Source organism: Bacillus sp. LQ01 (assembly GCF_057624735.1).
Window position 1 is genome coordinate 1,797,955 of record NZ_JBYEZL010000001.1, and the last position, 18,860, is coordinate 1,816,814.

The following is an 18,860-nucleotide window of genomic DNA, read 5'->3' on the forward strand; positions in this document are numbered from 1 at the left end:
ATGATTTGTGCTGCCTCCTGTTCAGAACATGAAATAGGAGGCTTTTTTATGTCGACAAATGTAGTAACGAAACAAAACAATGGGGTATCACAAGTATTAAAAAATCGGTTTGTTCAAGGGATTTTAGCATCAGCATTATTTTTACAAATAGGAATATGGGTTCGAAACTTTGCGGTATTACTATATGTAATGGAAATGACAAAAGGTGATGCTTTTGCTATTTCGATGATTTCAGTTGCTGAATTCGCTCCAATTTTTATTTTTTCATTTATTGGCGGTACTTTTGCTGATAGGTGGAAGCCAAAGAAGACAATGATATGGTGTGAAACGTTAAGTTCCATTTCAGTATTCGCTGTATTAATTACGCTTATGTTTGGAACGTGGAAAATTGTGTTTTTTGTGACACTCATCTCTGCAATCCTTTCACAGTTTTCACAACCATCTGGAATGAAGTTGTTTAAACAACATTTATCAACGGAACAAATTCAATTAGCAATGTCTATATATCAAACGATATTTGCAATATTTATGGTATTAGGACCAATACTAGGGACATTTATCTTTCATAGTTTTGGAATTTATATTTCAATCATCATAACAGGTATTTCGTTTTTACTTGCGGCAGTTGTATTGTTATTCCTTCCGAAAGATCTTGAAAACGACGTAGAAAAGAAGGATATCACTCTGTTGCAGGAGATGAAGGATGGTATTAAGTATGTCAAAAAGAAAAAAGCATTAACTTTACTAGGGCTTTGTTTTATGGCTGCAGGACTAGGTATAGGATTAATTCAGCCATTAGGTATATTTATTGTGACTGAGCAGTTAGGATTATCAAAAGAGAGTTTACAGTGGCTACTAACAGTAAATGGTGCGGGAATGATTGTTGGCGGAGCATTAGCAATGGTATTTGCGAAAAACGTTGCTCCGCAAAAGATGTTAATTATCGGTATGCTTGGTCAAGCAATTGGTATTGGCATTATAGGATATTCTACAAATTTATGGGTGACACTTACAGCGCAGCTTTTTAGTGGTTTAGCTCTTCCTTGTATCCAAATTGGTATTAATACGCTTATTATTCAAAATAGCGATACCGATTTTATAGGTCGTGTAAATGGTATTTTAAGTCCGCTTTTTACCGGTTCAATGGTAGTAACGATGAGTATAGCTGGCTCATTAAAAGAGATGTTTTCATTAAGTATGATGTATGAAGGGACGGCTTTACTTTTTATAATTGGATTATTGTTTATTTTACCTATATACAATTTAAAGCCAGTAATAGCGGTAGAAAGTGAAATAAGTGGTAAAGGAAGTGCTATACAAAATGAATCCTAATCCAAATGTTAAATACCCTATTGAAGGCAATCAAAACGTTCAATTTATAAAAAATATAATAACAAAACCTAATATACTTGTTGGTGACTATTCTTATTATGATGCGAAAGATGGAGAAACATTTGAAGATCGAGTATTACATCATTATGAATTTCTTGGAGATCGCCTTACTATTGGAAAGTTTTGTTGTATTGCATCTGGAGTTAACTTTATTATGAACGGAGCCAATCATCGGATGGATGGATTTTCGGCATATCCATTTAATATATTTGGAAATGGGTGGGAGAAGTATACACCTAGTTTGTCTGATTTACCTTATAAAGGTGATACAGTTATAGGAAATGACGTTTGGATTGGTATGGATACAACAATTATGCCCGGAATAAAAATAGGGGATGGTGCAATCATTGCAGCTAAATCTGTTGTGACTAGAGACGTCGCACCATATACAATTGTTGGTGGAAACCCTGCAAATAAAATAAAAGAGAGATTTTCAAATGAAATAATTCAAGAATTATTGCAAATTCAATGGTGGCATTTTGATATTGAAAAAATAACTGGAAATATTGATGCTATCGTACGCGGAGATATTGAACCATTAAGAAAGCTAAAAAGGGAATGGAAAATGGATGACAAATAGTATCATACCTCCGAATTTTGTTAATGATAATAGAACAAGGAGGTGTGATACTATGGCACAAGACGTTTTATGTGAAGTAAACAACTGTAAATTTTGGGCGAACGGTAATAAATGTAGTGCAGAGGCAATTTACGTAGTAAGTCATAAAGGTAAACATGCATCTACAACGGAAGAAACAGATTGCAAAACATTTGATCCAGAAGTGTAAATTCTTTAAGGGTAGCCAAATCGTGGTTGCCCTTTTATTAATGATAGTATTGATAATAAATATCATTTTCATTCATTAATTTTAGCTTTTTTTGTTATTTTTTTATATTTTCTTCATAAGTGATGTAATCCAACTCAATTCATGTTCAATTCGTGATTTACTAAATTCAATGACTTCAGTAATAAAGGCTGAGGTAACCTCTAGAGACTGAATAGCGGTAAGTTGACTATGTAGTACGTTTTGACGTACAGTCAAAATCTCTTTTCTAGCTTCATATTCAAGTTTTTCAAATAGCGCGATACGAACAAGAAATTCTGCATTATTTGTCGCAAGTTTTTCGGGAAACTCTCGTAACATTTCAGAAAAAATTTCTTCTCCTGTTTCTGTTATATCGTACATATTTCGGTTTGGTTTTCCAACTTGTTTATGTATTTTTTTCGTTATAGCACCCATATTTTCAAAGCGCCGAAGGGCAGGGTAAAGCATGTTGTGATTTAATTCAAAATTCTCACCTAAACGATTTTGAACATTTTTTTTGATTTCATATCCATGTTTTGGTCCGGTCGTTAATTCTGCTAGTAGTAAAATATCAACGTACATAAAAATCCCCCTTATATATTTCTCAAGTTCTTTAATGAAAAATCCCCTTTAGTATATGTTAAAATAACATATGATAGTTTATACAACTTTGAACTGCCGACCTATCACTTTTATTGTAAAAGAAAAGGGAGGAAAGAACTATGGCTTCACCTGAAAATGTTATTTTAGTTCATGAAATTTCAAAGCTGAAAACAAAAGAAGAATTATGGAATCCATATGAATGGTATCGTTTGATGAGGGATAATCACCCAGTTCATTATGATGAAGAGCAGGATGTATGGAATGTTTTTTTATATGATGATGTAAATCGTGTTTTATCAGATTATCGCTTATTTTCAAGTAGAAGGGAGCGCAGACAATTCTCAATCCCTCCTTTAGAAACTAGAATAAATATAAACTCTACAGATCCACCAGAACATCGCAATGTACGTTCCATTGTTTCTAAGGCATTTACTCCAAGAAGTTTAGAACAGTGGAAACCTCGAATACAGGCTATCGCAGATGAACTTGTACAACATATCGAAAAATGTAGTGAAGTTAATATCGTTGAACAGTTTGCTGCACCTTTACCTGTTACCGTTATTTCTGATTTATTAGGAGTCCCAACAACAGATCGTAAAAAAATTAAAGAATGGTCTGATATTTTATTTATGCCGTATAGTAAAGAAAAGTTTAATGATCTGGATGCTGAGAAAGGGATAGCATTAAATGAATTCAAAGCATACCTTCTACCGATTGTTCAGGAAAAGAGATATCATTTAACCGATGATATCATTTCTGATTTAATTCGAGCTGAATATGAAGGCGAAAGATTAACCGATGAAGAAATTGTAACCTTTTCATTAGGTTTACTAGCAGCTGGGAATGAAACCACTACAAATTTAATTATTAATAGCTTTTATTGCTTTTTAGTAGATTCACCTGGAATTTATGAAGAGTTAAGAAAAGAACCTAACTTAATTTCAAAAGCGATTGAGGAAGTATTACGCTATCGCTTTCCTGTTACATTAGCCCGGAGGATTACAGAGGATACAAATATATTTGGTTCTTTAATGAAAAAGGATCAGATGATTGTTGCGTGGGTTAGTGCAGCGAATTTAGACGAGAAAAAATTTTCACAAGCCTCTCAATTTAATGTACATCGAACAGGAAATGAAAAGCATTTAACCTTTGGGAAAGGTCCTCACTTTTGCTTAGGAGCACCACTTGCACGTTTAGAGGCTGAGATTGCATTAACTACCTTTATAAATGCTTTTGAAAAAATAGAGCTATCTCCATCTTTCTGTTTAGAAAAATGTATATTGGAAAATGAACAAACATTAAAATACTTACCTATTCGATTGAAAGCTAAATAAAAATCTTAACAAGGTGCATACATTTGCATCTTGTTTTTTGTTTCTCAATTGTGAGTTTTCGGTAATCACCTTAATATGGAATTGTATAAAACGTAGAGGAGGATTCTTATGTTGACTTGTAATGGAAGTAAATCATTTCAAAAGTTTATTAAAGGTGTTACAGATCTTATGGAAAACGGTTTATTTGAAGAAGAAATAGTGTGTGGCATTGAAAAGTTACTAGAAGAACTTTTAGAAAAGAAAACATGGCTTCCGTTAGATAAACAGAAGGCCAATTTGACTCAATATGCACGACATTTATTGTATGAAGATCCGCTCAAACGTTTTGAAGTACTAGCTCTCGTATGGAAAGATGGACAATCTACACCTTTACATGATCATGACGGCACATGGGGAGTAGAAGGCGTTTTTTCAGGAAGGATTATGGTGCAGAACTTTATACAAACGAAACAACTTGGAAATTCACTTGTTTATTTAACACATACAGGAAATCTTTATTTGGGAGAAGGAGAAACAGATAAAGTAATTCCACCAGCGGATTGTCATATTCTTGAAATTAGCAAAAATGAAAGCGTTATTACGATTCATGTCTATGGAAAACGGTTAGAAAAGTTTAAAGTATATATCCCAACTGAAGAAAAAAATGTGTACATGTGTGAGACAAAATACATTAGTTATAATTCATAGTTTAAAATCCAAAGCTTTTTTAAAAAGAAAAGCTTTGGAGTTTATTTTTAATTATTTCTTGACCTGAAACGCTTTTCATAAATTATAAATAAGAAGTACCTCACGAGGATTGTATGAAAACGATACCTAATAATTAATTAGAACTCGTGTATTTATAGAAAGTGGTGAAGAAATAATGAAATTAATCGCAATTGATTTAGATGGAACTCTTCTTTCGGGGAATAAAATGATAAGTAAAGAAAATGCAGAAGCAATTCGAACATGTCAAGAAGCTGGCCATGTTGTAGCAATTTGTACAGGACGTTCAATTGTTGACATTGAGCGATTATTGTTAGAAGTTGATTTAGAGTGTCCAATCATTGCGGAAAATGGTGCTCTTATATATAAAGATAAAAAAATGATGAAGAGATATCCAATTCAAAATATGCAGGCACTTGAAATTGTAGAATATCTTGAAGAGAATGGTTTATATTATCAGCTCTATACTGATAAAGGTGTGTATGTACCGGATTATGGAGTAGAGAGTGTACGTAATGAAATTGAGCATGTGAAGAATTCAAAAGAAAATTTCGACTTGAAAGAGTTAGAAACAATCGCAGCATTATATCTTGAGCATACAGCGTTTCATAGTGCGGAAAGTTGTAAACCAATTGTAGAAACAGATATACATGTGCATAAACTATTACCATTTTCTTATGAAATTGAGAAATTAAAAAAACTCAAAGAAACATTTCTTCATAATACAGATTTAGCAATTACATCTTCATATTGGCACAATTTAGAGATTAATCATCGAGATGCTCAAAAAGGGAATGGATTATATACTTTAGCAGAACATCTTAATATTCCGGTTGAAAACACTGTAGCGATAGGTGATGGGCTAAACGATGTTTCTATGATGGAAAAAGCGAACATATCAATTGCAATGGGGAATGCAGTAGAAGAAATAAAAGCAATGTGTAAATACGAAACGTTATCAAATGAAGAACATGGTGTGGCACATGCTTTATATAAATATGTAATGTAATTAAAAAAGAAAAAAGAATCCAAATGGATTCTTTTTTCTTTTTTATTAGGGGTAAGGTATTCTATGAGATTCATAGAAGCCTTATTACATTTTATTATATAGAATATATTGGAATAAATGTTTATATTTTTCATAAAAATTGTGAATATTTTATGAACTTTATACTTATTGCATGTTTATACCGCTATTAGTAACGTGTATGACTCTCAAGTGAAAATTCAGTGAATGTAAGGAGGAATTTAAGTTACTAGACAATAAGTGAGGAATCAACGAAATATATACTAATTAAAGGTATATTCAGTATATATATTCTTTTCTTATTTTAATTGAAAAATAAAATTTGTTCGAATAATTATTCTACAGCTATATACCTACACTAGCTTTCTTCGTATAATGGAGAAGTATGAATTTTAGATTTGTATTAATTTTACATATTGAGGTGAAAAAGGAATGAATTCGCGGCTAATGGAACTTATTGATGTGAGTACAATAGAAACCATGGCAGAACAATTTTATAAATTAACTAATATATCACATCAACTTCTTGATGCTGAAAAAAAATGTGTTTTTTCATTCGGAATGAATGAGATAAAAAAGAGTAAACTTCCAAAGATTGAAATCCCCATTTTCTTATACAATCAACATTTAGGATCTTTTGTTGTATGGTCCAAAAAAAGTGAAATTTTCAGTTGTCAAAAATACTTTGAAATGCTCTCAAGTTTAATTTTAGATGGCCCAATAAAAGTATTTCAAAGTAAAAGTACAACGTTGCTTTCTCGGAAAGAGGAGGAACTACATACGATTTTACAAAACATGCCTGTTATGGTCGATGCGCTTGATTATAATGGAGATTTTGTTTTGTGGAATCGAGAATGTGAAATTGTAACAGGTTATACCGCTGAAGAAATAATTGGAAATCCAAATGCACTGCAATTATTGTATCCTGATTATAATTATCGCCATCAAATACAAAAGAAATTTTTAACTTGTGGAAAAAATTTCAGAGATTGGGAAATGCACTTAACATGTAAAAATGGTGAAATCAAAACAATAATGTGGTCGAATATATCAGAACAGTTTCCTGTAACAGGATATAGTTATTGGGCTGTTGGTGTAGATATTACACATTTAAAAGCGATAGAAGAGCAGTTAAAACAACAAACATCTGAACTGGAATTAATTTTTAAAGCTTTACCAGATTTATGTTTCTTAACAGAAGATGATGGCACAATTATAGATTACAAGGCAGGATCTCCTACAAAGTTTTACGTACCCGCAGAAGCTTTTATGGGAAAAAAGTTTTACGAAGTATTACCATCTTCAGTAGCACAGCAGTTTCAGGAAGCCATTAATCAAGTGAAGGAAAAAGGAACGAATGTAATTGTAGAATATCCACTCACACTTAATGGAAGTATTGATTTCTTTGAGGCTAGGTGCTTACCATTATTACATGATAAAATTATGATTATTGTACGCGACATTACAGAGCGAAAAAAGACAGAAGAATTGCTAAATAAATCAGATACGCTTGCAGCAATTGGTCAATTAGCAGCTGGCGTGGCTCATGAAGTAAGAAATCCTTTAACTGTAATTAAAGGTTTTATACAGTTATTTCAAATTAATAAAGAAGATCAAGAAAAATATTTTGATCTTATGCTCTCTGAAATTGAAAGGATAGAAGCGATCCTGCAAGAATTTCTGGCAATTGCTAAAACAGATGAGATAAATACAGAAAAGAAAAATATTTATCAAATTTTTAAAAATGTCGTATCGTTAATGAATACAAAAGCAATTATGACAAATATTCAAGTTGAATTATTTACGGATGACAAAGATATAATTATTGAATGCTCAGAAAATCAATTGAAACAAGTATTTATTAATATTTTGCAAAATTCAATCGAAGCTATGCCAAATGGTGGGGAAATTTCAATTCACATAAAAGAAATAAATGATGATGGTGTCATCATTCATGTAATAGATGAAGGAATAGGAATACCTGAAGAAAGAATTAAGAGATTAGGTGAACCTTTTTATAGTACGAAAGAAAAAGGGACTGGTATTGGATTAATGTTAAGTTATAAAATTATTGAAAGTCATCAAGGGACAATTAGTATCATGAGCGAGGTTGGTGTCGGGACAACAGTAACTATTTACTTACCGAAAGTACTAAGTAAACAATCTCTTTCTAATTGTGACGACAAATGTATAGCAATACGCACTAGTAGTAATTCTTAAATCAATTAATACCCAATAACAAAGCGATTAGTGAAAACTAAGCTTTTTGTTATTGGGTATTTTTTATATTTAATTTAGTAAACTTTACCTTTTCTTTACCTTTGTTTTAATTTCTATTAAGTTTTAAACATTATATTAATATTTGTACAAAGCAATGTATAGAAATTGTACATTACTTTTAATATAGAAATGTGATTATTATTTGAAATATTGTAAGGAGGAGATTATGACAAGGTGAAAAAGCAAGAGAAGAAAAGTGGTAGAGTAGTACCTCTCCGGTTAAATATTTTATTCCTTTGTGTATTTTTATTATTCTCTGGCATTATTATTCAGTTAGGGAAAGTGCAAATTTTTGATGGAGAAACATATAAAAATGAATTAGAGAAGAGAGAAAATGCAACCGTGGGCCTTTCTGTACCACGTGGGAAAATATTTGATCGTGAAGGAAATCCAGTAGTTGATAATAAGTCTTTACGTACGATTACATATACAAAGGTGAAAGGGGTAAAACAAGAAGAAATATTAAAATCAGCAAGACAACTTGCAGATATTATTGAAATGCCACAAGAAGATATAGATAAGTTAACTGAGACTGATAAGAAAGACTTTTGGATGCAATTGAATCCAGAACTGGCTCAAGACTTAGTATCAAAAAAAGAAATAGATAAGTTCCGAGATAAGGATATTACCGGAAAAGAGCTAGACAAAAAAATAGAAGATTTAAAAAGGAAACGCGTTACAGATAAAAATCTTCAAGAACTAACGGCTAAAGATATAGAAGTGTTAGCTATTAAAAGTAAAATGACCTCAGGTTTTCAAATGGCACCTCAAATTATTAAAAAGGACGTTAGTGAACAGGAATATGCGGTGATTAGTGAAAATTTAGCGAACCTTCCAGGAGTAGACGCATCAGTTGATTGGGAGAGAATCTATGTAAATGATGGATTATTCCGTTCTGTCCTTGGTAACGTTTCAAATGCTGATGAAGGATTGCCACGTGAACGATTAGATTATTATTTAGTGCGTGATTATAGCCGAAATGATAGGGTCGGCAAAAGTTATATCGAACAGCAATACGAAGATGTACTTCATGGTACAAAAAAAGAAGTAAGAAGCATTGCTGATAAACAAGGAAATACTATTAGAACGGAAACGGTTTCGGAAGGAAAAAGCGGTAAAAATTTAACTTTAACAATAGATATGGAATTGCAAAAAAAAGTAGAGGAGAGCATAGAAAAAATATTAAAACAATATAAAGGATCAGAATCAATGTTAGACCGTGCTTTCGTAGTGATGATGAATCCTAAAAATGGCCAAGTATTATCAATGGCTGGGAAAAGGCTTGTAGAAAAAGACGGGAAAATGGAAGTAGAAGATTATGCTTTAGGCACGCTGACAAGTTCATATGAGCTTGGATCAACGGTTAAAGGTGCGACAGTGTTAACAGGGTTTGAAACAAATGCAATAACTCCTGGAACACATTTTTATGATGCACCTATGAAGTTTAAAGGAACTAAGGAAAAGAAGTCTTGGAAAAATTTTGGTGATATAGACGATCTAAGAGCGTTACAAGTTTCTTCAAACGTTTATATGTTTAATATAGCATTAAAAATTGCTGGCGTGGATTATGTAAAAAATAGTTCACTAGATATTAAACAAGAATATTTTGATAAAATGAGGTATTATTTCAGGCAATTTGGACTAGGTGTACAAACTGGTATTGATTTACCAAATGAAACTGCAGGGCAAATTGGAAAAAAAGATAATCAGCCTGGTTTCTTATTAGATTATTCTATTGGGCAATATGATACGTATACACCACTTCAGCTTGCACAATATATTTCGACTATCGCAAATGGAGGATATCGAATGAAACCACAAATTGTTCAAGAGATTAGAGAACAAACCGTTCAAAAAGATGAGGTTGGTAAAGTAGTACAATCAATAGAACCCGTTGTTTTAAATAGAATCGATATGAAACAAGAATATATTAATCAAGTAAAAGAAGGATTTAGAAAAGTATTTCAAGAAGGAGATGGAACAGGAGTAAGAGCGTTCCAAAAAGCACCATATAAACCAGCTGGTAAAACAGGGACCGCACAAACTGTATATGGTGGAGAAAATGCAATTGGGCGAAATGCGAAAGGCGATCGTAGAGAATGTTATAACTTAACATTAGCTGGATATGCGCCATATGATGATCCAGAAGTAGCATTTTCTGTTGTAGTACCGTGGGTTGAAAATGATAAATCGGGCATTAACTCCGATATTGGAAAAGAAGTTTTAGATGCTTATTTTGATTTGAAAAATAAGCGGTTAACTGGTGAAGCGCCAAAAACAGATGCCTCTAAAGAGAATTAAAATGTACGAAACGTCTCTAGCATTCCTGTAAACTAGAGGCGTTTTTATCTGGGGATAGATTAGAAATGAGGTATATATGAAGCTGTTTATTCTAAAATATTGGAGGAACATATGTAGCTACATATTAATTATAATAGGGGTTATTTTTATTAATAAGTCCTTTTTATTTTGTATGGTAGAAGGAATTTCGATGCAACCTACTTTGAATGAAAAAGATTATATACTTGTTAATAAGGTAAATGTCTGTTTATCGTCTTTTCATCATGGAGATGTTGTCATTATAAAAAAAGAAGACGAGCCTACTTACTATGTGAAACGAATTATTGGATTATCGGGGGATAATATACAACTAAAAAAGGATGAGGTATTTATTAACGGTAAAAAGCGTGATGAGTCGTATATACATTTAGATATGTCACAAGTATCCAATCGTTTTTCAAATTTTAGAGAAATAAAAGTTCCTACGCATAAATTATTTGTGTTAGGTGATAATCGTAATCATAGTAAAGATAGTAGGAATACACTTGGACTTATTGATGAGTCAAATATAATAGGTAAAGTAGAAATGGTATTTTATCCATTTGATCATATAAAATGGATAAAATAATTCTATTAACTATTCACGTTTTATAAAATCAATCATATATTAATAGCATAGGACAAGCAGAAAAGCTTGTTCTAACCTCACAGAACACTCCTTATCACGGTTAGGCATCTACATAGGTAGATGCTTTTTTTATGTTGATGACTGAAAATTATTTATCAATATAATGTAGCAAGCATATTAGGACTATTAGGGGAAGATTACTTGTACAAATAACAGTATGCTTAATTAAAACAATGAAATGTAAGGAGTGAGGAATAAGTGCTAAATATTTTAGTGGTTAATTTTCCAGCAGAGGGACATGTAAACCCTACATTAAATTTAGTAAAAGCTTTTACTAAACGAGGGGATAACGTACATTATATTACAACGGCAAACTTTAAGGATAGAATTGAAGATTTAGGAGCTACTGTACATATTCATCCGGATCTATTAAAAGAGATTTCTATTGATGCTGAAACCTCATCTGGGTTAAATGCTTTCTTTCATGTGCATGTTCAAACTTCTTTATATATATTAGAAATTACGAAACAATTATGTGAAAGTATAAATTTTGATTTCGTAATTTATGATATATTTGGCGCAGGAGAGTTAGTAAAGGAGTATTTACAAGTTCCAGGTGTAGTGTCCTCACCTATATTTTTAATTCCGCCAGAATTTTTGAAGACATTACCTTTTCATCCAAATGCAGATATGCCATTCCAACCAGAGGAAATCTCTGAAAAATTACTAAATCAGATGGAACATAAATTTGGAGTAAAACCAAAGAATAATCTTCAATTTATGAATAATAAGGGTGATGTTTGTCTCGTATACACAAGTCGCTATTTCCAACCTAATAACGAATCGTTCGGAGAAAATAACATTTTTATTGGACCGAGTATTTCAAAGCGTAAAACAAATATAAAGTTTCCACTGGAATCACTTAAAGAAAAGAAAGTTATTTATATTTCAATGGGAACACTGCTTGAAGGACTCGAACCATTCTTTAATACTTGTATTGATACTTTTTCAGATTTTGATGGGATAGTTGTAATGGCAATTGGTGATAGAAATGATATTTCTAAAATTAAGAAAGCACCAGATAATTTTATAATTGCTCCATATGTACCTCAATCAGAAATATTAAATGAAGCAGATGTTTTTATTACACATGGCGGTATGAATAGCGTACACGATGCCATTCATTATAATGTCCCATTTGTAATAATACCGCATGATAAAGACCAGCCAATGATAGCGCAAAGATTAACTGAGCTTGAAGCGGCACATAGACTATTGAAAGAACATGTTAATGTGCACACTTTAAAAGAGGCCGTAACAGATGTTCTTTCAAATGAAAAGTATAAACATGGTATAAGAAAACTTAATGATAGCTTTTTAGAATGTGGTGGTTCAAAAGAAGCAATTGCAGTTATTGAATCTCTTTTAAATAAAGTAAAACTTTAATCGGTAGGGATTTTACTACCCATAAATAGCGGGATAAATAGTCGTAACTGTATACAAGCATAGAGGTTCTCACCTTTATGCTTGTATATTCTTATCCAGCAAATTGCACAGCAGTATTTGCGTGTAAAAAAGCAGTATCAAAAACGGGAACAGTAAGATCATTTTGGGAGATAAGTAAAGGTATTTCAGTACAGCCTAATAATATACCTTCAGCGCCGTTTTGAATTAATGATTTTGTAATTTGTAATAACTTTTCTTTAGATGTTTCTGAAATGATCCCTCTACTTAATTCATCTAATATGACATGGTGGATAAAGGTTCTTTCCTCTTCATTTGGGATAATTGTCTCAATGTTATATTTCGCTAATCGTGATTTATAGAAATCTTGCTCCATCGTTTGTTTTGTTCCTAATAGTCCGATACGCTTTATACTCTGTTCTACCATTTCTTTAGCACTTACATCACCAATGTGAAGAAGCGGGATAGATATTGCTTGTTCTACTTCCTCGGCAAATAGATGTACGGTATTTGAACACATTAATAAACATTCAGCCCCAGATTTTTCAACTTTCTTTGCAACTGTAACTAGTTCATTTTTCACTTCTTCATATTGATGATTTTGTAATAAAGTAGTTACTTCACCAAAGTCCATACTATATAAAACTAACTTTGCATTTTGATCGTATTGAGAGAGTGTAAGTGTATTAATATGTTTATAGTATAATGATGTAGATTCCCAACTTAATCCTCCAATCAAACCAATAACTTTCATAATGCATTCCTCCCGAAACGATTTTGAATTTATTATTTCATAATTCCGATAAGAATACAATGATTTAAATGATCTATTTAACAAAAAAATAAAAATAGTAAGAAAAGTGTTGAAATTTACATTCTTTAGTGCCATAATACGAATTACAAATTAATACTTATCCAGAGAGGTGGAGGGAACGGCCCTAAGAAACCTCAGCAACCCCTATGCAATTTTATAGGAAGGTGCTAATTCCGCAGAGGACACGATGTGTTTTTTGAAAGATAAGAGGATTCTTGAACGTGAAAGAAAATGACCTCTTATGTAAGAGGTCATTTTTTTGTTGTATAGAAAGGGAGTGTCGATGCATAATTCATTTTTAAATTAAATATAGAGTAATAAAAGTTGACTAATATGAGAGGGGAATTGTCATGAACAAATTATCAACAAAGTTAGTAGTAGCAATCGGTATTGGAGCAGCATTATACGGGATATTAGGACTTTGGGGATTTTCTATTGCACCGAATACATTTATTAAACCAGCATTAGCTATATTAACTGTTTTTGGAGCATTATTTGGTCCAGTGGCAGGACTGTTAATCGGACTTATCGGTCATACCGTAACAGATACGATTGCTGGCTGGGGTATTTGGTGGGGCTGGGTTATTAGTTCAGGTATTATTGGTTTTTCAATGGGGCTTATTCAAAAAAGAGTTGGTTTTAGTGTGAAAAACGGGTCATTTAACAAGGGGGATATTTCTTATTTAGCAATTACTGGGTTAGTTGGTATTGTCATTGCTATTATATTTGCTGGGGCATTCGATATTATTGTGATGGGAGAACCATTTGACAAAATTGTTATACAAGTATTAGGAGCAACAATTTCCGATGTCATCGTTTTCTTAGTACTTGGATTGCCACTTACAATTGGTTTGGCGAAATCCAATAAGAAACATACACATTTAAAAATTGAAAAGTAGGGATGTTAACATGCAACCAATTATTTCGTTTGAACAATTCACCTTTCAATATGGGCATGCTATGCAGCCTACTTTAAGTGATATTACCTTTCATATATACCCTGGGGAAAAAGTGCTAATTGCTGGACGAAGTGGCTCAGGAAAGTCGACATTAGCTCATTGTATAAATGGGCTAATCCCATTTTCTTACGAAGGGAATAGTACAGGTAACGTTTTAATTGCCGGTAAAGACCCGAGGGAAGGAAGTATTTTTGAACAAAGTAAACAGGTAGGAACAATTTTGCAAGATCAAGATGCTCAATTTATTGGTCTGACAGTAGAAGAAGATGTAGCTTTTTATTTAGAAAATGAATGTGTAAAGCAAGATGACATGAAAAAGATTGTTTCGGACTCATTAAGAAAGGTGAAGATGCATACGTTTCATAAACAAAGTCCACATGAATTATCAGGAGGTCAAAAGCAAACAGTTTCTCTAGCGGGTTTATTAACAACAAATGCGGATATATTATTGTTCGATGAACCGTTAGCTAATTTAGATCCACTAAGCGCCTTACATACGATAAAACTTATGAAAGATATACATGAACAATATAATAAAACGATTGTTATTATCGAACATAGAATAGAAGAAATTTTAAACCTGGATTTAGACAAAGTTATATTAATTGATGAAGGTAAAGTCATTGCGATAGGAACACCAAAAGAAATCTTAGCGTCAAATATATTACCACGTATCGGCTTAAGAGAGCCTATTTACATCGAAGCATTAAAGAGATTACATTTTGATAGTAATAATGACGTAATATATCCAATGGAAAACCTTCAAAAAGAAAAGGTAAGCAATGTTATAAAAGAGTGGATGGAGAAACAAGTCATATTAAAAGGGAATACTAAAAACAAGGAATTACTTAAAGTGGAGAATTTATCATTTTCATACTCTAATAAACAAAAAGTATTAGAAAATGTAAACCTTTCAATATATGAAGGAGAAATTGTGGCACTGTTAGGACATAATGGAGCAGGGAAATCAACATTAGCTCATAGTCTTATAGGCATAAACAAAATGAAAAATGGGAAAATCTTGTTAAAAGGTGAAGATATTAGTTCTTGGTCTATTCGTAAACGTGGGGAAATCATATCTTACGTGATGCAAAATCCAAATCATATGATTACACAGCCTACTGTTTTTGAAGAAGTTTCATTTACATTAACATTACATAATTTTTCTAAGGAAGAAATTAAGAATAGAGTAGAAGGAACTTTAAAAATTTGTGGTTTATATCCATTTCGTAATTGGCCAATTCAAGCACTAAGCTATGGGCAAAAAAAGAGATTAACAATCGCATCTGTATTAACAACAAATCCTAAACTTATCATATTAGATGAACCGACAGCGGGACAAGATTATTATCACTATAAACAATTTATGGCTTTTATTAAAAACCTAGCTAAAAAGGGAATTTCATTTGTTTTTATCACTCACGATATGAATCTCGCGCTAGAATATACAGACCGTGCAGTAGTTCTACATGAAGGGAAAATTATTGCGGATAATACAGTGTTTGATGTATTAGGCGATCAAGAAACGTTACAAAGAGCCAACTTAAGAGAGAGTTCTTTAACCAAGCTTGTTAAATTTAGTGGGATTGCATGTCCAGAAAAATTTATGGAGCTTTATTTAGACAGTAATAGGAGGGAGGAAGGTGCATAGTACATATTTTCATCGTATGGATGGGGTAGTGAAATTGTTTTTATTTATTTTTTGTATGACGCTTACTTTTTTGTTTTTTGATTTTCGGGTGTTGCTAATATTATTTATTATTGGGTGTATCGGGCTCAGCATTGCTAAAATTCCATTTCGTAAAATTTTAATTGTTTTTAGTGTCATATTTACATTTAGTTTATTAAACTCTGTCATGATTTTATTGATTACACCAACTCATGGATCTGAATTAACTGAATCATATACCGCGTTTTTACATGTTGGATATGCAACGATTACATATGAAACATTATTTTATGCAGCTACACTTTCATTAAAGTATTTTACGTTATTACCATTTACACTTCTTTTTATTTACACGACAGATCCAAGTGAATTTGTAAGTAACTTAAGTAAACTTGGTATTCATTATAAGATTACTTATGCAATAAATATTGCACTACGTTATATTCCTGACATCCAGTCTGAGTATAAAATTATTAAACACGCGCAAGAAGCGAGAGGAGTGGCTTTTGAAAAAGGAGAAGCAAGTTTATGGGTTCGTATGAAGAACCGTGTTTTAATTTTCTGGCCACTAATCATTCATTCTCTAGAAAGAATAGATACGGTTTCAAATGCAATGGATTTAAGAGGATTTGGAAAGAAGGATAAACGTACATGGTTTTATACAAGTAAGGCGAAACGTGAAGATTTCATCGCTTTATTTGCCGGTATTTTCATATTTATTGTTGCGGTATATTTAAAATTAAACGTATTTCAAAACTTTTGGTATCCATTTTAAAGCACTCTTTAAACGAGTGCTTTTACTTATTTTTATGTAGACATGCTCAAAAAAGGGATATACACATAATGTATAATACGAACCAGTTAAAATGATCAACTACCTATTAGTTTTCAAACCAAAAGGAGGAGAAAATATGAGTTACGGTGGTTCTTGTGGTTTTGGTGGAGGTTTCGCTTTATTAGTTGTGTTATTCATTCTATTAATAATTGTAGGATGCAGCTGCTGGGGCGGAGGATACTAATTTTTAATTAGTCTTCACAAATGTAAACTAAAAAAACATTGAAGATACTTATGTATCGAAACAAATAAAAAAGGAGCGACTATGCTCCTTTTTTATTTGTTTTAATGCGTATTCTTACTATATTTGGGGAACGTAATCGTTAAAGTCGTTCCTTTACTAACGATACTTCTGATTTTTAAACTTCCATGCATCGTCTCAATAATCTTAACAGCAACCATTGTACCTAAACCGGTTCCTTTTGTTTTTGTACTAAAATACGGTTCACCGAATCGATGTATTTGCTCCTGTGACATTCCAACTCCGCTATCTTCAATTCGTATTTCAACTTTACTATTATTGATAGATGAGGAAATATTTAAGGTACCACCATTAGGCATTGCTTCAATACTGTTTTTGATTAAGTTTAAAAAACATTGTTGAAAGTGCTGTTTATTACCAACAATGGTTGCCTCAGAAAAATCCTGTGTAATATGTATCGTATTCATATTACACAATGGCAATATCATATTAATAACTCGATTTAACTCTTGTTTTACTGAAATTTGATCTAGTTTTTCTGGAGCAGGTTTGGCAAACGTTAAGTAATCATCGATAATTTCTTGGGCACGATTTAACTCTTCAAGTATATGTTTAATATATTCGTCTCTTGATTCAGGAGTTAAATTTTGTGTTTTTAAAAGCTGTGTAAATCCTTTTACAACCGTTAAGGGATTCCTTACTTCGTGCGATATACTTGCAGCGAGTTGGCTAACAATCTCCATTTTTTCCATTTTAATTAATTTTGAGCGCATTAATACAGCATCTTTAATAACTTCATTTATATAAACAATAAATAACATTAAAGTAGTCGGTAATACCATGAAATAAATAATATACAAATTATTCACTTCAAAATCTGATAAGGTTAATACAATTAAAGTTGTAAATATTGCTAGGAAAAAGGTTAAAAACATGGAAAAAGCTACTTTAAGTTTTCTATTATATGTATTAAATTTTGAAGATGCGAGTGCTGTAACGATGAACATTATTCCGTAAACAACAACTGTCAGCATGTTAAAGCCATAAAATAAAAATCTCGTAATTAATAAAATTGTAAACAATATGATACCGACAGGGAATCCACCATAAAGCGTACCTATTATGACCGGAATTTGTCTTAAATCATGAATACAACTTTCATCCATATAGATAGGGTATCGCATACATAAAATAAGCGGGATACTAGAACAAAGGGTAATCAGTAGTATTTTATATTTCTTTAAATAGTGCCGGCTATCATATATGAAATAAAAAACAAATATACTACATAAAATGTATAGAAGATTATTTAATACGTTTTGATTAATATAAACAAAGTCCATAATATTTGCCTCGTTATTCTGAATTTACTTAACATATGTATTATACATAATAACATATGTTAAGGTGAATAAACCTTGTTAATACAAGATTAGTTTGGCTTTTTGTTATAAAATGCAAACATTCTACAAACGTTAGCTATCCAAAGATATTTTTACCAAAATTTTTTACTCCTTCTTCCTGCATGTTCGGTAAAACATGAGAATAAATCCTAAGAGTTAATGAAATGTCTGTATGACCTAATCTCTCACTGATAATTTTAGGATTAACTCCTTGTTTCAATAGTATAGTTGCGTGTGGATGTCTTAAATTACGAGTTTTAATTTTTTCACTGCTGCATTTTTTATTTCCTTATAAAACTTTTCCCTGAAAGCATTTCTGCATAACCCCCCACCTGATTTATTACAATTAATTAAATCTAAATCTTGATAAGCAGAACTGATTGGTAATAAGAAACGTTTGCATGAGATTCTAAATAAATATAAAAATACTAAAGGAAAGTAAGGTATGAAAAAACAGGT

General features: G+C 31.9%; 17 protein-coding genes, 1 pseudogene and 1 riboswitch. Of the genes and pseudogenes, 14 read left to right on the plus strand and 4 right to left on the minus strand.

Going from position 1 to position 18,860, the window contains the following annotated elements; translation table 11 throughout:
* Positions 1-48: 48 nt before the first annotated feature.
* From AC22L0_RS09355 to AC22L0_RS09365, 3 genes are read left to right on the plus strand one after another with little or no spacing between them, the layout of a single operon-like run.
* Positions 49-1,332, plus strand: a complete 1,284-nt coding sequence (locus AC22L0_RS09355; protein ID WP_000106395.1) for an MFS transporter — start codon at positions 49-51, stop codon at positions 1,330-1,332.
* The gene (locus tag AC22L0_RS09360; protein ID WP_048567664.1) at positions 1,322-1,972 is read left to right on the plus strand and encodes a Vat family streptogramin A O-acetyltransferase; all 651 of its coding nucleotides are present in this window, start codon (positions 1,322-1,324) and stop codon (positions 1,970-1,972) included. The genes AC22L0_RS09355 and AC22L0_RS09360 overlap by 11 nt, the downstream gene beginning before the upstream one ends.
* A 52-nt stretch (positions 1,973-2,024) precedes the next feature.
* The gene (locus tag AC22L0_RS09365; RefSeq protein WP_000046095.1) at positions 2,025-2,180 is read left to right on the plus strand and encodes a DUF1540 domain-containing protein; all 156 of its coding nucleotides are present in this window, start codon (positions 2,025-2,027) and stop codon (positions 2,178-2,180) included.
* A gap of 102 nt (positions 2,181-2,282) precedes the next feature.
* On the opposite strand, the gene AC22L0_RS09370 is transcribed toward AC22L0_RS09365, so the two are convergent.
* Positions 2,283-2,780, minus strand: a complete 498-nt coding sequence (locus AC22L0_RS09370) for a PadR family transcriptional regulator (RefSeq protein WP_000289122.1) — start codon at positions 2,778-2,780, stop codon at positions 2,283-2,285.
* A 140-nt stretch (positions 2,781-2,920) separates the two neighbouring features.
* Between AC22L0_RS09370 and AC22L0_RS09375 the strand changes: the two genes are divergently transcribed.
* The 7 genes from AC22L0_RS09375 to AC22L0_RS09405 all read left to right on the plus strand — a co-directional run bounded on the left by AC22L0_RS09375 (position 2,921) and on the right by AC22L0_RS09405 (position 12,501).
* Positions 2,921-4,135, plus strand: coding sequence for a cytochrome P450 (locus AC22L0_RS09375; RefSeq protein ID WP_000168014.1), 1,215 nt, complete (start codon positions 2,921-2,923; stop codon positions 4,133-4,135).
* Positions 4,136-4,243: 108 nt separating this feature from the next.
* Positions 4,244-4,822, plus strand: coding sequence for a cysteine dioxygenase family protein (locus AC22L0_RS09380; RefSeq protein ID WP_000954437.1), 579 nt, complete (start codon positions 4,244-4,246; stop codon positions 4,820-4,822).
* Between the two features lie 175 nt (positions 4,823-4,997).
* Positions 4,998-5,849 carry a Cof-type HAD-IIB family hydrolase gene (locus tag AC22L0_RS09385; RefSeq protein WP_000766385.1) on the plus strand — a complete coding sequence of 284 codons (852 nt, stop codon included), beginning with the start codon at positions 4,998-5,000 and terminating at the stop codon, positions 5,847-5,849.
* Positions 5,850-6,299: 450 nt separating this feature from the next.
* Positions 6,300-8,087: an ATP-binding protein gene (locus AC22L0_RS09390; RefSeq protein ID WP_487272247.1), complete on the plus strand. Its 1,788-nt coding sequence runs from the start codon at positions 6,300-6,302 to the stop codon at positions 8,085-8,087.
* A 234-nt stretch (positions 8,088-8,321) separates the two neighbouring features.
* On the plus strand, positions 8,322-10,448 hold the full coding sequence (locus AC22L0_RS09395; RefSeq protein ID WP_000743767.1) for a peptidoglycan D,D-transpeptidase FtsI family protein: 2,127 nt from the start codon (positions 8,322-8,324) through the stop codon (positions 10,446-10,448).
* Between the two features lie 76 nt (positions 10,449-10,524).
* Positions 10,525-11,055: a signal peptidase I gene (gene lepB, locus AC22L0_RS09400; RefSeq protein ID WP_000765192.1), complete on the plus strand. Its 531-nt coding sequence runs from the start codon at positions 10,525-10,527 to the stop codon at positions 11,053-11,055.
* Positions 11,056-11,313: 258 nt separating this feature from the next.
* Entirely contained in the window at positions 11,314-12,501 is a 1,188-nt protein-coding gene (locus AC22L0_RS09405) for a macrolide family glycosyltransferase (protein WP_000932165.1), read from the plus strand.
* A 91-nt stretch (positions 12,502-12,592) separates the two neighbouring features.
* Here the strand turns inward: AC22L0_RS09405 and AC22L0_RS09410 are convergent, their stop codons facing one another.
* Positions 12,593-13,273: an aspartate/glutamate racemase family protein gene (locus AC22L0_RS09410; RefSeq protein WP_000864399.1), complete on the minus strand. Its 681-nt coding sequence runs from the start codon at positions 13,271-13,273 to the stop codon at positions 12,593-12,595.
* Between the two features lie 154 nt (positions 13,274-13,427).
* Positions 13,428-13,543: riboswitch (SAM riboswitch) on the plus strand.
* Between the two features lie 140 nt (positions 13,544-13,683).
* Here AC22L0_RS09410 and AC22L0_RS09415 point away from each other — a divergent pair.
* The 4 genes from AC22L0_RS09415 to AC22L0_RS09430 all read left to right on the plus strand — a co-directional run bounded on the left by AC22L0_RS09415 (position 13,684) and on the right by AC22L0_RS09430 (position 16,980).
* Positions 13,684-14,232 (plus strand): ECF-type riboflavin transporter substrate-binding protein, encoded by a 549-nt coding sequence (locus AC22L0_RS09415; RefSeq protein WP_001038210.1) that lies wholly within the window; start codon positions 13,684-13,686, stop codon positions 14,230-14,232.
* 10 nt (positions 14,233-14,242) lie between these two features.
* A complete protein-coding gene (locus tag AC22L0_RS09420; RefSeq protein WP_001182520.1) occupies positions 14,243-15,943 on the plus strand; it encodes an ABC transporter ATP-binding protein in 1,701 nt (566 codons plus the stop codon).
* Positions 15,936-16,736 (plus strand): energy-coupling factor transporter transmembrane component T family protein, encoded by an 801-nt coding sequence (locus tag AC22L0_RS09425; RefSeq protein WP_000556377.1) that lies wholly within the window; start codon positions 15,936-15,938, stop codon positions 16,734-16,736. Before AC22L0_RS09420 ends, AC22L0_RS09425 begins: the two co-directional genes overlap by 8 nt.
* Positions 16,737-16,872: 136 nt before the next feature.
* Positions 16,873-16,980, plus strand: coding sequence for a YjcZ family sporulation protein (locus AC22L0_RS09430; RefSeq protein WP_000120182.1), 108 nt, complete (start codon positions 16,873-16,875; stop codon positions 16,978-16,980).
* A 101-nt stretch (positions 16,981-17,081) separates the two neighbouring features.
* On the opposite strand, the gene AC22L0_RS09435 is transcribed toward AC22L0_RS09430, so the two are convergent.
* The gene (locus AC22L0_RS09435; protein ID WP_048567660.1) at positions 17,082-18,341 is read right to left on the minus strand and encodes a LytS/YhcK type 5TM receptor domain-containing protein; all 1,260 of its coding nucleotides are present in this window, start codon (positions 18,339-18,341) and stop codon (positions 17,082-17,084) included.
* A gap of 136 nt (positions 18,342-18,477) precedes the next feature.
* A pseudogene (locus AC22L0_RS09440) lies at positions 18,478-18,654 on the minus strand (tyrosine-type recombinase/integrase); the annotation flags it as partial.
* Between the last annotated feature and the right edge of the window lie 206 nt (positions 18,655-18,860).